A 14,833-nucleotide genomic window follows, 5' to 3' on the forward strand; every position below is an offset into this window, starting at 1 on the left:
GGCTCCAGCCGTGGTTCCCGAAGCGGTGGAGGAACCGCATCCGGAATTGCAATGTCTTTGGAGGAGGACACCATGGCCCTTGTCAGCGGCTATCATCACCTGACGCTCTGCACCGACGGCGTGCAGGAGGATTACGACTTCTATACGAAGGTGCTCGGGCTCTATTCGGTCAAGCGCACCGTGCTGTTCGACGGGACCATCCCCGTCTATCACCTCTATTATGGCTCGCGGAACGGCGATGCCTCGACCATCATCACCACCTTCCCCTTCCGCAAGCCGGCGGTTTTCGGCAAGCGCGGCACCAACCAGTCGAAGATCATCCAGCAGGCCATTCCGGTCGGCTCGGCCGATTACTGGATCGACCGGCTGAACGAAAAGGGCGTCGAAGCCGCCAAGACGTCGCGATTCGGCATCACGCGTGTAGCCTTCAAGCATCCGTGCGGCATTCCGCATGAGCTTGTCGAAAGCCCGGCCGACAACCGTCCGTCGATCGTCAACGAGGCGCGGGGCGTGAAGGCCGAGCACGGCATCAAGGGCATCTATGGCGCGGCCATCGCCGTCTTCGACCGCACCGCGATGGACGATTTCCTCGGCGTCGGCATGTCGATGACGAAGGAAGCCGACAGCGACGAGGGCCTGATGTTCTCCGTGCCGAATGCCGGCGGGCCGAACAGCATCGTCGAAGTGCTGCATGAATCCAGTGGCCCGCAGGGCACCTGGACGCTGGCCGGCGGCACGATCCACCACCTCGCGCTCAACACCGGCAACGAGGAAAACCAGCTCAAACTCAAGGCGCATCTGGAAGGTCTCGGCTTCACCGACGTGTCGGATCAGAAGGACCGCAACTACTTCAAGTCCTGCTATGTCCGCTCGCCCGGCGGCGCGCTGTTCGAGATCGCCTGGTCGGTCGAAGGTGGCTGGGCGCTGGACGAGCCGGCCGATCAGATCGGCACGACGCTGGTCTTCCCGCCATGGTTCGAAGATCGCCGGCAGGAGCTGATTGCAGGTCTCGAGCCCGCAAAATTCTGAGCCCGGCGCCATGTCGAACCACGACACGCCACTCCTCCTCGGTGCGAGCCCCGGGGAGGCCCTGGTGCACTGCGTCTTCATCCACGGGCGTACCCAGTCGCCGGAGGATATGGTCGAGCAGGTGATCTCCAAGCTCAATGTGCCGGGCGTTGCCTTCGTGCTGCCGCGGGCCCGCGGCAACAGCTGGTATGACGCGCGCGCGACCGACGTGCTGACGGAGCACACCCGCAAACAGCTGGAGCAGTCGGTTGCCTATGTCAGGCAGCTTGTCGGCGATCTTCCCGGCACAAGGGATCACGCCAGGCCGCTTCTCATCGGCGGCTTCAGCCAGGGAGCGTGCCTTGCGATCGAATATGCGATGCGTCACGGCCCCTGGAGCGGTGCGCTTGCAAGCCTTACGGGGTGCCGTGTCGGCACGCCGGATTGCGACCGCCCCTTTGCCGATCTGGATCGTCTGCCGGCCTATCTCACCGGGTCCGACAAGGATCCCTGGATTCCGGTCGATGCCTTTGCTCAGGCGGCTGCTGCGCTCGCCCGCGCGCGGGCGAGCCTTCACTGCGATGTTCTGCCCGACAGGTCGCACGAGGTCTCGGCGACCGAGATCGCGCAGTTCGAGAAGATGCTGCGCGGGCTTTCGCACCAAAGCTGGTGGTAAGCGCTTGAACCGGGCGCTGGTTGCGCCCGGTGCCTTGCTCATTCGCTCAGAAAATCCGCCATTTCGACCTGATAGAAGGTCTTGGTGCGCGGGCCGGAGAGGATCGGGTCAATGCGGCGCACGCATTCCTGATAGTGTGCGGTCTTGCGGTGCTCGTCGACGGCTTCCGGCGAAGTGAACACTTCGTAGATCGTGAAGCTGTTTTCGTCTTCAGGATTGCGAAGCACGTCGAAGCGTACATTGCCCGGCTCCTGCCGGGTGCCCTCGTAATTGATGCGGAACGCCTCGAGAAACTCCGCGGCATGGCCCGGCTTGACGTTGATGCTGACCATCTGGATGAGCATGTCTTATTCCCTGTTATATGTTGAAGTCCTGGATGAAAGGGTCAAAGGCCCGGCGCTTTCCACATGGCGGTGGTGACGCCTTCGTCAACGAGCTGGCGCTGCAGCGCATAGGCCCTTGCCCAGCGATCGCCTGCCTCGTCGTAGATGGCCTTGTGCGTGAAATCCGGCTCGAAGTGCCTGTCCCAGCGCACCCAGCCGTCCGCCACCTCGACGAAATTCCGGCGCAGGCCGATACCGATGGCCGCGGCGGCCGCGCAGCCGAGCGCCGTCGCTTCCTTCACGACGGGGGTGACGACCGGAAGGCCGGTGGCGCTCGACAGGATCTGCGACCAATGGGCGGATTTCGAAGCGCCGGCGGCAAAGACGATCTTGTCCGGCGTCTTGCCCGACAGCTTGAAGATGGCCGCGAGATTGCGCGCCGCGACGATTGCCGCATTCTCCTGCAATGCGCGGAAGATGGCGGCCTTGCCGGATTTTTCCGGATCGATGGACAGGTTCAGCAGCGAAGGGGCTGCGTGATACCAGTTGCCGTAATGCATGACGTCGGAAAAGACCGGGATGATGCCGTGCGCGCCGACGGGTACGTTCGCCGCCTTTTCCTCCAGCAGACGGTAGGCATCGCCGCCGCGGCCGGCCGCCGCCACTTCCTCGGCGCCGAAACTGTCGCGGAACCAGCGCATGACGATGCCGACGAAAAAGCTGATCGCCTCGGCCTGGTTGAGGCCGGTCACGACATGCGGATTGATGCGCAGGTCCATGGACGGGTCGGAGACGTCAGGGCCGACATTGACCACCTGTTGCCAGAAGGTGCCGCCGAGCACGGCGCAGTCGCCCTCGTTGACGACGCCGATGGCCGCAGCGCCGCTCTGGCAGTCGCCACCGCCCATGACGACGGGCGTGCCGGGGGCAAGGCCGGTCTCGTCAGCCGCCCTTTCCGTCACGTGGCCGATGACCGTGCCGGGCTCGACGCTTTCGGGGAAGATATCGTCGCGCATGCCGGCCCTGGCCATTGCTTCCGGCAGCCAGTCGCGTTTCGCAAGGCTGTAGAGGCCGGTCGTTCCGGCGTTGGACGGATCGCTGGCAATGACGCCGGACAGGCGCGCCAGAACCCAGTCGGACAGCATGCTGATCCGATCGATACGGGCATAGACCTCAGGTAGATTGCGCTTGAGCCAGAGCAGGCGGGGCAGTGCGCCGAGCGCGAAGGTCTGGCCGCTTTGCGCATAGAGCTCGCGTTCGAGGCCTGGAAAATCGCGCTTGAGGTCACGTACTTCGCTGACGGCGCGGCTGTCGACATTGGCGCAGGCCCAGATTTCCTTGCCGCCGCGGTCATAGGCGACGATGGCCTCGCGCATGCTGGTGGCGCTGACGGCGCGGATATCGGCGGCCGTTATGCCGGCCTCGGCGATCGCCTGCCGGATGGCGCGCGAAAGAAGCGCCCAGTTGCCCTCGACGTCGAAATCCATCGAGCCGGGGAACCTGGGATCGGTCTTGTGCCACCATTCGTGCTGTGCGCTGGCGATCTGATTGCCGTTTTCATCGAAGATCACGGCCCGGCCGCTGCCGGTGCCGGCGTCGACCGCCAGCAGATATGTCGTCGTCATGGCTCAGTCCTTGATCTCGATGAGGCCGGCGGCCGTCGTTTCGTCCGTGATGAGGATGCCGACGAACTTTCCGCGCAGTGCGGCGTGAATGGCCTGCACCTTCTGGATGCCGCCGGCCGCCGCGACGACCTTTTCGGCGCGGGACAACGCTGCAAGCTTCACGCCGATCACCCGGTCGTGCAAGGGAAGGTCGAGCGCCTCGCCGCGCTCGTTGTAGAACTGGCAGAGGATGTCGCCGACAGCACCCTTGCGGCGCAGCGGCTCCACCTCGTCGGGGCTGACATAGCCGGCGCGCACCACCGTCGAGGCGGCGGAAAGCTCGCCGATGCCGACGAGCTGGTAGGTGGCGTTGAGCGCCATGTCGAGCAGGTTCGCGACGGCGGGCTCGGAGGACAGGTTGCGCGCCACGTCCGGGTCGCGCACGACGAGGGGTGCCGGCACCAGATGCACACCGCTGCCCCAGTTGGCCGTACGCATGCCGTCGACATAGGTGCTGACGCCGCCGGTCAGGCTGACCAGGCCGATGTTGCGCTCGTTGGCGAGATGGCCGAGGCGCTGGATGGTGTTGGAGACGGTTGCTCCCCAGCCGACCGCCAGCAGGTCATCGGTCTGGAGGCGCTGCATCAGGAACTGCGCGGCGGCCTGTCCCAGCCGGTCGCTCGGATCCTGATCGGGAAGCTGTGGCACCACGTAAGCCTCAAGCAGCCCGTAGCGTTCCTTGATCTGCCGCTCGAGGGTGAGGCAGCCCTGATAACGCGAGTTGATGCGCACCTGGATGATACCCGAGCGACGGCCGCTTTCGAGCAGGCGCGACACCTTGATGCGCGACATGTTCAGCTTTTCGCCGATCTCGTTCTGCGTCAGCCCGTCGTTGTAATAATACCAGGCGATGCGGGTGAGGATTTCCTCGTCCGTATCGGCATAGCTCCATTCCCCGTTATCCGTCGCCATAAAGCGCCCCTTCGGTCATTTCTGATCATTTGAATAGCAAAAAAACTTTTGATACGTCAACGTATTCGCGCCGCGAAAAATTCTTTGTGCCGGCAATGCATTGATTTTCGCCGATAAATCATATTTTGCAGTGCAATATCGGGCATTCGGAGCGGTGTGGGCATTCGTGAGCATATTGACGGCAGCCAATCACTGTGATCACATGATTGGCATAAATTACATATGAACAGGTGCAGAATGACGGATCAGGCGGCGACCGGGAGGGTCGCGCAGCTGACGGATATCTGGAAGTCCTACGGTGCCGTACCGGTGCTGAAGGGCGTTTCGCTCGCCTTGCAGGCAGGGGAGGTGCATGCGCTTCTCGGTGGCAACGGTGCGGGCAAGTCGAGCCTCATGAAGATCATGTCGGGCGTCATTCCGGCCAATTCCGGCGCTATCGAAATCAACGGGCGGCCGCTCACCCAGGCCTCGCCAGCCCATGCGCAGGAGCTCGGCCTCTATCTGGTGCCGCAGGAAGCGCATATCCTGCCCAACCAGAGCGTTCTGGAAAACATCTGCCTTGGGCTTGCCGCCTCGCCGCGGGCGCTGCGCCCGCGCGTCGAGCAGCTGGTCGCCGAGCTTGCGGTGTCGCTTGATCTCGACGCACAGGCCGCAGCGCTCGAAATCGCCGAGCGGCAGATCGTCGAAATCCTGCGCGGCCTCGTACGCGATGCGCGCGTGCTGATCCTCGACGAGCCCACCTCGGCACTGACGCCTTTCGAGACGAATGCGCTGTTCCAGCGGGTGCGCAAGTTGCAGGCCCAGGGCGTCGGCATCTTCTTCATTTCGCACAAGCTGCGGGAAATCCGCGAAATCTGCCGCACGATCAGTGTTCTGCGCGACGGTGTCATCGTGCTGTCCGGCCCGCTCGACAGCTACAGCGATGCCGAAATCATCGACGCTATGAGCCGGGTGCAGATCACCGAGGCCTCCGGCAAGGACCGCACCGGCCGCAAGGTCTCGCAGATCGGCCAGCCGCGCCTCAGCGTGCGGGGACTGAGCGGCGAGGGCTTCCGCAATATCAGCCTCGATGTCCGGGCGGGCGAGATCCTCGGCCTTGCCGGCGTCGTCGGCGCAGGCCGCACGGAATTCGCCGAAACGCTCTTCGGCCTGCGTCCTCAGACGGCGGGCAGCGTTATCTTCGACGGCGCGGAGATGAAGAAGCGCTCGCCGCGCATCTGCATCGACCGCGGCCTTGTCTATCTGCCGGAGGACCGCCAGCAGCACGGCCTCTTCCTCGAGGCGCCACTGTTCTGGAACGTCTCTTCCTATCTCGTGCATCGCCTGCCCTTCTTCCTGCGCCCGGGCGCTGAGCGGAAGGTGTTCGAAACGTTCCGGTCCTCGATGGGCATCAAGTGCACCGGCCCCGGCCAGGAAGCCCGCGGCCTTTCGGGCGGCAACCAGCAGAAGGTTCTGCTGGCGAAGTGCCTGTCGGCCCGGCCGAAGGTGCTGATCCTCGATGAGCCGACGCGCGGCGTCGACGTGGCGGCGCGCAACGATATCTACGACCTCATCCGCAAGCTTGCCGCCGAGGGCGTCGCCATCATCCTCATCTCCTCGGATTTCGACGAGATCGAGCAGCTTGCCGACCTCGTCGAGGTCATGGCTTTCGGCCAGTCCGGCGGCGAGCTCACCGACAATATTTCGGTGGATGCCATCGCCCGCCTCGCCTTCGGCGCCTCGGAGGCCCGCCATGCTTGATCTTTTCGCGCGCAACCGCGTCGCAACGCTCATCGTCGTTCTCGCCGTCGCCTATGCGGCCATCGGCGCGGCCGCACCCGGCTACCTCTCGGGCGCCACAGCCTCCGTCGTCATCTCCAACAGCCTCGTGCTGATGCTGATCTCGCTCGGCACGATGATCGTCATCTTGACCCGCAATATCGATGTCTCCAGCGGCTCGGTGCTGGGCCTCAGCGCCGCCGTGCTGGGCCTCTCGCTCAATGCCGGTGCCGGCCTGCCGCTCGCCATCGTGTTCTGCCTGATGACCGGGGCCGCCGCCGGCGCCTTCAACGGGCTGATGGTCGCCTATCTCGGCATACCCTCCATCGTCGCCACGCTGGGTACGCTCGGTCTCTATCGCGGCATCATGCTGGTGCTGACGGGCGGGCGGTGGATCGAAGACCTGCCGCAGGGCTTGAAGGCGCTCGCCGGGAATCTCGGCTTCGGTTTCTCGGCGCTGACCGTCGTCGTGCTTCTTCTAGTCGCGCTCGCCTGGTATGTCCTGCGCAAGACACGCTTCGGCCGCTACTTCTATGCGGTCGGCGATAACCGTGCCGCCGCGCACCATCTCGGCGTGCCGGTGCGGCGCGTTCAGTTCACCGCCTTCGTCGCGACGGGCCTTTGCGCCGCACTTGCCGGCCTCGTCTTTGCCGCGCAGATCGGCTTCATTCCCAACCAGGCTGGCAACGGCGTCGAGCTGAAGGCGATCGCCGTCAACGTGCTCGGGGGTGTCAGCCTGCTCGGCGGCACCGGTTCGGTCGCGGGCGTGTTTTCCGCCGTCATCTTCATCACCTCCATCGACAGCGCGCTCGTCTTCCTGAAGATCCCGGCCTACTGGAACGACTTCATTGCCGGCGCCATCCTGCTTTCGGTGCTGCTGCTTGACGGACGCATCCGCCAGATCATCGACCGGCGCATCCGTGCGCGCCGCTATGCCGTGCACGAGCGTGGTCCGGTCCCATCCGATGAAAAGACAACGGCGAACACCGTGGAGGCGGGCCGATGAAAAAGCTGATCTTCCGCTGGGAGACCGCGCTCCTTGCCATGCTGGTCGCCGAACTTGTCATCTTCGGCATCATCAATCCTCGTTTCCTCAATGTCGCGAACCTGATCTACGGCACGTCGGATTTCGTGCAGATCGGCATCGTTGCCCTGCCACTCACCCTCGTCATCATCGCTGGCGGCATCGATGTGTCCTTCGCCTCGGTCATCGGCCTTGCTGCCATCATCTTCGGCGTCGCCACCTTCTACGGCGTGCCGCTGCCGCTCTCGATTGCGCTGGCGCTCGTTGCCGGTGCGCTGTGCGGGCTTCTCAACGCCACCGTCATCCACCTTTCGAAGATTCAGCCGCTCGTCGTCACGCTCGGCAGCCTCTATCTCTTCCAGGGTACCGCGACGGTCGCGTCGGGTCTTGTCGGCGCGGGCGGTTACGAGGGCATCGGCAACTTCCCGGAGGTCTTCAATGCCTTCGGCTATGCCCAGGTCCTCGGCCTGCCGGCTCCGCTGGAACTATTCCTGGCGCTCGCGCTCGTGCTGATCGTGCTTTTGCATTTCACGCGTTTCGGCCGTGCCGTCTTCTTGTCCGGCCAGTCGGAAAGCGCGGCACGCTTCGCCGGCATCCCGGTCGGGCGCGTGCAGACCATCACCTATGTCATCACCGGCGTTTCGGCCGCCATCGCAGGCCTCGTCATGTCGGCCTATTTCGGTTCGGCCCGCGTCGATCTCGGTTCGGCGACGCTTTTGCCGGCGGTGACGGCCGCCGTACTCGGCGGCGCCTCCATCTATGGCGGCCAGGGGTCCATCCTCGGCACGCTGATTGCCACCTTTGTCATCGGCTACCTGCAGCAGGGCCTGCAGGCCACCGGTGTGCCCAGCCAGATTTCCAGCGCACTTTCGGGAGGGTTGCTGGTTGTCGCGGTCGCATTGCGCCACGGAAGCGCCATGCTGGCCGATTTCATCGCCGTCGCCCGGCAACAGAAAAAAAACCGGGCGGCAGTCACTTCAGGAGGAGAATGAGAATGATCAAGTCCATGTTGAAATCCGGCGCTCTGGCCGCCGCTCTCGTTGCCGGCACCATGCTCGCCTCGGGCACGGCCCATGCCGAAAACCAGATCGCCTTCATCCCCAAGCTGGTGGGTGTCGGCTTCTTCACCTCCGGCGGCGCCGGCGCGACGAAGGCCGGCGAGGAGCTTGGCGTGAAGGTCACCTATGACGGCCCGACCGAACCCAGCGTTTCCGGCCAGGTGCAGTTCATCAACAACTTCGTCAACCAGGGCTACAATGCGCTGATCGTCTCCTCCGTCTCGCCGGACGGACTGTGCCCGGCGCTGAAGCGCGCCATGGACCGCGGCGTGCTCGTCATGACCTGGGACAGCGACGTCAACCCGGAGTGCCGCAGCTACTACATCAACCAGGGCACGCCCGAGCAGCTGGGCGGCCTGCTGGTCGATATGGCGGCCGAAGGCGTGACGAAGGAAAAGGCCAAGGTCGCCTTCTTCTATTCCAGCCCGACCGTGACCGACCAGAACGCCTGGGCCGAAGCCGCCAAGGCGAAGATCGCCAAGGAGCATCCGGGCTGGGAAATCGTCACGACGCAGTACGGCTATAACGACGCGCAGAAGTCGCTGCAGACGGCCGAAAGCATCCTGCAGACCTATCCGGATCTCGACGCGATCATCGCGCCCGATGCCAACGCCCTGCCGGCTGCCGCGCAGGCCGCGGAGAACCTGAAGCGTGCCGAAGGCGTCACCATCGTCGGCTTCTCCACGCCGAACGTCATGCGTCCCTATATCGAGCGCGGCACCATCCAGCGCTTCGGCCTGTGGGATGTCACCCAGCAGGGCAAGATCTCGGTCTATGTCGCCGATCACGTCCTGAAGAACGGCCCGATGAAGGTCGGCGACAAGCTGGAAATCCCTGGCGTCGGCACCGTCGAAGTCTCGGCCAACAAGGTGCAGGGCTATGACCACGAAGCCGACGGCAACGGCATCATCCTGCTTCCCGAGCGCACGGTCTTCACGAAGGACAACATTGCCAACTTCGACTTCTGATCACGCTTAAGCGGCGGGCGGCTCCGGCTGCCCGCCGTATCCATTTTGAAAAACAGGACGATACGCATGAAAAGCCGCTGGAACGACGAGACCGCAGCCCGCTACGTGGAGGCCGCGCTGGCGGCAGGACAGAGCGAGGCGCTCGGCCTTCGCATCTATACCTCCCGAATCATCGGCGGCGATCCCGATCTCGTGCTGCACGGCGGCGGAAACACCTCCGTCAAGGTCGCGTCGGCGACGGGCGAGGCGCTGATGCATATCAAGGGCAGCGGCTGGGATCTTGACACGATCGAGGCGCCGGGACTGCCGGCCGTGCGTCTCGAACCGCTCCTGGAAACCCGCAACGGCCCCAAGCTGTCGGATCCCGACATGGTATCGCTGCTGCGGGCCAGCCTGATCGATGCGGATGCGCCCAACCCCTCCGTCGAGGCGCTGCTGCACGCGTTCCTGCCCTTCGCCTTCGTCGACCATACGCACGCGACGGCCATCCTGGCGCTGGCGGACCAGCCGGACATGCGCGAGACGGTCCGGCGCATCTATGGCGATCGGCTCGCCTATGTGCCCTATGTCATGCCGGGCTTCGACCTTTCCATCGTCGCCGACCGCATCTACCGCGAGCATCCCGGCTGCGAGGGCCTCTGGCTGGAGAACCACGGCCTCTTCACCTTCGCCGACGATGCCCGCGCCTCCTATGAACTGATGATCGAATTCGTCACGATGGCCGAGCAGGAGCTTGCCCGGAAGGGTGTGGACCTTACCGGCCCGCAGCCGAGCGACGGCCCGGAAGACATGGCGCTGAGGGCACGGCTGGAGACGGCGCTCACGCGCGACGGCTCGCCCTTCGCCAAGGGCGTCTTCCTCGACTATCGTTCCACCGCCGCCATACGCGCCCATGCCGGCAAGGCTGACGTGGAGCAGATCGGCCTGCGCGGCACGGTCACGCCCGATCACGTCATCCGCATCAAACCGTGGCCGATGGTCATCGAGGCCGATGCGGACGCGGCCGCGATCGAAACGGCTCTTGCCGCCTATGCCGAGCGTTACAAGGCCTATTTCGCGCGCAACGCAACCCGCACCAGCGAGCCGAAGCAGATGCTCGACGTCACTCCGCGCGTTGTCCTCATCAGGAGCGAGGGCGTCTACGCGTTGGGTGCCAGCGCCAAGGCCGCAGCGATCGGCGGCGATCTCTGCGAGCAGGCGACACGCGCCATCAATGCCGCCGAAGCCTATGGCCGCTTCACCCCCATCGGTGAGGCCGACCTGTTCGATATGGAGTACTGGTCGCTGGAGCAGGCCAAGCTGATGGTCGGCGCGAAGTAACATCGCAAGCCTGTCGAACGCTTTGCGCATATGGCCTTGACCTTCTAGGGCAATCGACCTAAAGATAATTAGGTCGATTGTCCTAATGCGTTTTCGGAATTGCCCGATGGCGCATGGCCTGGAGGGAAGATCGTTGACGGCTGGTGAAACACGCAGTCTGATCGTGGCCGCAGCCGATCGGCTCTTCTACGAGCGGGGCTATGAGGCCACGTCCTTCGCCGATATCGCCGAGGACGTCGGCCTGTCGCGGGGGAATTTCTATTATCACTTCAGGACCAAGGACGAGATTCTCGAGGCCGTGATCGGCCGGCGCATGGAGAACACGCGCACCCTGTTGGAGCATTGGGAGCAGGATTCGGAGGCGCCTGCGGAGCGTATCCTTCGCTTCGTCGACATCCTCATCGCGAACCGGTCCAAGATCATGGAGCATGGATGCCCTGTCGGCACGCTCTGCATCGAACTGGCAAAGCTCGACCACGCCGCACAAGACGACGCCGCCGAACTTTTCACGCTGTTCCGCGACTGGTTGGCTCGACAGTTCTCCGGTCTCGGGCGCGCGGCGGATGCCGATGCGCTGGCCCTTCACCTTCTGATGCGCAGCCAGGGGGTCGCCGCACTCGCCACGGCTTTCCGTGACGAGAATTTCATCCGCCGTGAGGTCGCAGACATGGAGGCCTGGCTGCTTGCGCAATGCCCGGCCGCCACCGCCCCACGTTCCAACTGATGGAGACATCATGTTTGTCATAACGCTTCGATTTGCCGACAAGACCAGGGCCGGGCAGCTGATGGAGAGCCACAATGCCTGGATCAGCCGGGGCTTCGACGACGGCGTCTTTCTGCTCGTCGGCAGCCTCCAGCCGGCTGCGGGCGGCGCGATCCTCGCGCATAATGCCTCGCGGGCTGAGATCGAGACCCGCGTGCAGGAGGATCCATTCGTTGCAGAAGGCGTTGTCCAGGCCGAAATCCTGGAGGTTACGCCCGGTCGCCTTGATGAGCGGCTCGCCTTTCTGAAAGCCTGATACCCGAACGGGAATAATCCCATGAGGTGTCGTCGTGCATGCGAAGTGTGATAATGGCGCGCCATGAATTCGTATTCGGAAGATGCGCCGGTCTATCACCCGCCGCTGGAGCCCTATCTGTCGTTGCTTCACCGCGATGCCGATCTGCTTGTCTATGACAAGCCGAGCGGGTTGCTTTCGGTGCCCGGGCGGCATCCCGCGCTGCATGACAGCCTGCTGACAAGGGTGCAGGCATCGTCGCCGCAGGCGCTGATCGTGCATCGGCTGGACAAGGACACGTCCGGCATCGTCGTCTTTTCGCGAAACCGCAAGGCCCATGCCTTCGTGGCTTCGCAATTCGAGGCGCGCACCACGCACAAGTCCTATGTGGCTGTTGTCTGGGGGCGGGTGGCGGACGAGGCGGGCGAGATCGACCTGCCGCTGGCGATCGACCCTGACAACAAACCGCGACACCGGGTGGATTTCGAAAACGGCAAGCCGGCCCGCACGCGCTGGCAGGTCATTGCGCGCGGCGAGACCACGACGCGGCTGCGGCTTTTTCCGCTGACCGGCCGCACGCATCAGCTGCGCGTGCACATGAAAGCGCTCGGCCATGTCATTCTCGGCGATGAATTCTATGCCGACGGTCTTGCGCTTTCGAGCGTGAACCGCTTGCATCTGCACGCGGAGGAACTGAGCTTCCGCCATCCCGATGGTTCCGAGGTCACCTACCGGGCTCCCGCTCCCTTCTGAGATCGACACCGTGCAGAAACTCGAAAAATCGCCATTGATTGTCGACTTTGTGGGTGGGGCCGTCGGCCACCGCTTCCGCTCAGGCGAGGGGCGCGGGCAGGGGCTGGCGAAGGCCGCGGGCTTTTCCGCCGGCGTGACGCCCGATATCGTGGATGCGACGGCGGGGCTGGGGCGGGACGCGTTTCTGCTGGCGTCGCTCGGCGCGCGGGTGACCCTCATCGAGCGGTCCGAACAGATGCATGCCCTTCTTGCCGAGGGCATCGAGCGCGCGCGCGCGGAAGGCGGGCGCTATGCCGAAACGGTCGCGCGCATGACGCTGATCCATGGCGATTCCCGTGAATTGCTGGCGGGACTTGCGCCGCAGGTCGTACTGATCGACCCGATGCATCCGCCGCGCGACAAGACGGCGCTGGTGAAGAAAGAGATGCGGCTGATCCGCGATATCGTCGGTGCCGATCCCGATGCGGTGGAGCTGATGCAGGCCGCGCTGGAAGCCGCGCAAAACCGCGTTGTGCTGAAATGGCCCCTGCGGGCCGAGCCCATGGCGGGCATACGCAAGCCCTCCCACCAGATCATTGGAAAGAGCACGCGCTACGACGTGTTCGTCAAGGCGAAGATCGCCGCGCCGGCAGGCTAGGTCGGCTTCGGCCGGATTGTGCTGTTCACCGCGATGAATGCGTGGACTTTTTGCGCTGCGTCATGGCATAGGGCTGACACACGACGAGGCCCGTTTCCATGATCCGCATCGAGAATATCAGCAAGTCCAACAGCCACCGTATCCTGTTCATCGAGGCCGCAGCCGCGCTCAATCGCGGAGAGAAAATCGGCCTTGTCGGGCCGAACGGCGCCGGCAAGACGACGCTATTTCGCATGATCACCGGACAGGAGCAGCCGGACGAGGGGCAGGTCTCTGTCGAGAAGAACGTCTCTATCGGCTATTTCAGCCAGGATGTCGGCGAGATGACAGGGCGCAGCGCTGTCACTGAGGTGATGGACGGGGCAGGGCCGGTCAGTTCCGTCGCCGCCGAACTGCGCGAACTCGAGGCCGCCATGGTCGATCCTGACCGGCTCGACGAGATGGACGCGATCATCGAGCGCTACGGCGAGGTGCAGGCGCGTTACGAGGAACTCGACGGCTACGGGCTGGAAAGCCGGGCGCGCGAGGTTCTGGCGGGCCTGAGCTTCAGCGAGGAGATGATGGACGGCGATGTCGGCAAGCTCTCCGGCGGCTGGAAGATGCGCGTGGCGCTTGCCCGCATTCTTCTGATGCGGCCGGATGTCATGCTGCTCGACGAGCCGAGCAACCACCTCGATCTGGAAAGCCTGATCTGGCTGGAGCAGTTCCTGAAAAACTACGACGGCGCGCTTCTCATGACCTCGCACGACCGCGAATTCATGAACCGCATCGTGACAAAGATCATCGAGATCGATGCCGGCTCGCTCAACACCTATTCGGGCGATTACGGTTTCTACGAACAGCAGCGCGCGCAGAACGAAAAGCAGCAGCAGGCGCAGTTCGAGCGCCAGCAGGCAATGCTTGCCAAGGAAATCAAGTTCATCGAGCGCTTCAAGGCGCGCGCTTCCCATGCCGCGCAGGTGCAGAGCCGCGTGAAGAAGCTCGACAAGATCGAGCGCGTGGAGCCGCCGCGTCGGCGCCAGACCGTGATGTTCGAGTTCCAGCCGGCCCCGCGCTCAGGTGAAGACGTCGTCAATATCCGCAACATCGACAAGAGCTATGGCAGCCGGGCGATCTACCGGGATTTCAGCTTTCTCATCCGCCGGCGCGAACGCTGGTGCGTGATGGGCGTCAACGGAGCCGGCAAGTCGACGCTTCTCAAGCTCGTCGCGGGCGCAGCCGAACCTGACAGCGGCAGCGTGACCGTCGGCGCGAGCGTCAAGGTCGGCTATTTTGCACAGCATGCGATGGATCTGCTCGATGGCGAGCTGACGGTGTTCGAATGGCTGGAAGCGGAGTTCCCGCGGGCAGGCCAGGGGCCGTTGCGCACGCTGGCCGGCTGCTTCGGCTTTTCCGGTGACGATGTCGAAAAGAAGTGCCGGGTGCTGTCAGGCGGCGAGAAAGCACGCCTCGTTATGGCGGCGATGCTGTTCGATCCGCCGAACTTCCTCATCCTCGACGAGCCGACCAACCATCTGGACCTCGACACGAAGGAAATGCTGATCAAGGCGCTCTCGGACTATGAGGGCACCATGCTCTTCGTCTCGCACGATCGTCACTTCCTCGGCGCTTTGTCGAACCGTGTTCTGGAAATCAACGGCGACCACGTGCATCAATATCCCGGCGGCTATACGGAATATGTCGCGCAGACTGGGCAGGAGGCGCCGGGCTTGCACGCCTGAGGCATCGGCTGGC

Annotated in this window: 15 protein-coding genes; 12 read left to right on the plus strand and 3 right to left on the minus strand. The window is 64.0% G+C overall.

What is annotated here, in order from left to right; all coding sequences use genetic code 11:
- Nucleotides 1-72 precede the first annotated feature (72 nt).
- Both MNR02_RS00700 and MNR02_RS00705 read left to right on the plus strand, forming a co-directional pair.
- The gene (locus MNR02_RS00700; protein ID WP_241947725.1) at nt 73-1,029 is read left to right on the plus strand and encodes a VOC family protein; all 957 of its coding nucleotides are present in this window, start codon (nt 73-75) and stop codon (nt 1,027-1,029) included.
- Nucleotides 1,030-1,039: 10 nt separating this feature from the next.
- The gene (locus MNR02_RS00705; protein WP_241947726.1) at nt 1,040-1,684 is read left to right on the plus strand and encodes an alpha/beta hydrolase; all 645 of its coding nucleotides are present in this window, start codon (nt 1,040-1,042) and stop codon (nt 1,682-1,684) included.
- A 38-nt stretch (nt 1,685-1,722) separates the two neighbouring features.
- On the opposite strand, the gene MNR02_RS00710 is transcribed toward MNR02_RS00705, so the two are convergent.
- Genes MNR02_RS00710 through MNR02_RS00720 form a run of 3 tightly spaced genes read right to left on the minus strand, consistent with a single transcriptional unit; the run spans nt 1,723 to nt 4,583 of the window.
- Nucleotides 1,723-2,028, minus strand: a complete 306-nt coding sequence (locus tag MNR02_RS00710; protein WP_241947727.1) for an antibiotic biosynthesis monooxygenase — start codon at nt 2,026-2,028, stop codon at nt 1,723-1,725.
- A gap of 41 nt (nt 2,029-2,069) precedes the next feature.
- Complete coding sequence (gene lsrK, locus MNR02_RS00715) at nt 2,070-3,632, minus strand: autoinducer-2 kinase (protein ID WP_241947728.1); 1,563 nt, start codon at nt 3,630-3,632, stop codon at nt 2,070-2,072.
- Between the two features lie 3 nt (nt 3,633-3,635).
- Nucleotides 3,636-4,583, minus strand: coding sequence for a sugar-binding transcriptional regulator (locus MNR02_RS00720; protein ID WP_241600921.1), 948 nt, complete (start codon nt 4,581-4,583; stop codon nt 3,636-3,638).
- A 237-nt stretch (nt 4,584-4,820) separates the two neighbouring features.
- Between MNR02_RS00720 and lsrA the strand changes: the two genes are divergently transcribed.
- The 10 genes from lsrA (at nt 4,821) to MNR02_RS00770 (ending at nt 14,820) form a co-directional block, all read left to right on the plus strand.
- A complete protein-coding gene (gene lsrA / locus MNR02_RS00725) occupies nt 4,821-6,323 on the plus strand; it encodes an autoinducer 2 ABC transporter ATP-binding protein LsrA (RefSeq protein WP_241947729.1) in 1,503 nt (500 codons plus the stop codon).
- Nucleotides 6,316-7,347 (plus strand): autoinducer 2 ABC transporter permease LsrC, encoded by a 1,032-nt coding sequence (lsrC, locus tag MNR02_RS00730; RefSeq protein WP_241947730.1) that lies wholly within the window; start codon nt 6,316-6,318, stop codon nt 7,345-7,347. Before lsrA ends, lsrC begins: the two co-directional genes overlap by 8 nt.
- Nucleotides 7,344-8,357 carry an autoinducer 2 import system permease LsrD gene (locus MNR02_RS00735; RefSeq protein ID WP_241947731.1) on the plus strand — a complete coding sequence of 338 codons (1,014 nt, stop codon included), beginning with the start codon at nt 7,344-7,346 and terminating at the stop codon, nt 8,355-8,357. The genes lsrC and MNR02_RS00735 overlap by 4 nt, the downstream gene beginning before the upstream one ends.
- 2 nt (nt 8,358-8,359) lie before the next feature.
- Nucleotides 8,360-9,391, plus strand: coding sequence for an autoinducer 2 ABC transporter substrate-binding protein LsrB (gene lsrB / locus MNR02_RS00740; protein WP_241600925.1), 1,032 nt, complete (start codon nt 8,360-8,362; stop codon nt 9,389-9,391).
- Between the two features lie 66 nt (nt 9,392-9,457).
- On the plus strand, nt 9,458-10,711 hold the full coding sequence (locus MNR02_RS00745; protein WP_241947732.1) for a class II aldolase: 1,254 nt from the start codon (nt 9,458-9,460) through the stop codon (nt 10,709-10,711).
- A gap of 133 nt (nt 10,712-10,844) precedes the next feature.
- Entirely contained in the window at nt 10,845-11,435 is a 591-nt protein-coding gene (locus tag MNR02_RS00750) for a TetR/AcrR family transcriptional regulator (RefSeq protein ID WP_241947733.1), read from the plus strand.
- A 10-nt stretch (nt 11,436-11,445) separates the two neighbouring features.
- Nucleotides 11,446-11,730, plus strand: coding sequence for a YciI family protein (locus MNR02_RS00755; protein WP_241947734.1), 285 nt, complete (start codon nt 11,446-11,448; stop codon nt 11,728-11,730).
- A gap of 63 nt (nt 11,731-11,793) precedes the next feature.
- The gene (locus tag MNR02_RS00760) at nt 11,794-12,462 is read left to right on the plus strand and encodes an RluA family pseudouridine synthase (protein ID WP_241947735.1); all 669 of its coding nucleotides are present in this window, start codon (nt 11,794-11,796) and stop codon (nt 12,460-12,462) included.
- 10 nt (nt 12,463-12,472) lie between these two features.
- Complete coding sequence (locus tag MNR02_RS00765; RefSeq protein WP_241600930.1) at nt 12,473-13,099, plus strand: class I SAM-dependent methyltransferase; 627 nt, start codon at nt 12,473-12,475, stop codon at nt 13,097-13,099.
- Nucleotides 13,100-13,197: 98 nt separating this feature from the next.
- Nucleotides 13,198-14,820, plus strand: a complete 1,623-nt coding sequence (locus MNR02_RS00770; RefSeq protein ID WP_241947736.1) for an ABC-F family ATP-binding cassette domain-containing protein — start codon at nt 13,198-13,200, stop codon at nt 14,818-14,820.
- The last annotated feature ends 13 nt before the right edge of the window (nt 14,821-14,833 follow it).

The organism is Shinella sp. H4-D48 (genome assembly GCF_022637395.1).
Classification (GTDB): Bacteria; Pseudomonadota; Alphaproteobacteria; order Rhizobiales; family Rhizobiaceae; genus Shinella; species Shinella sedimenti.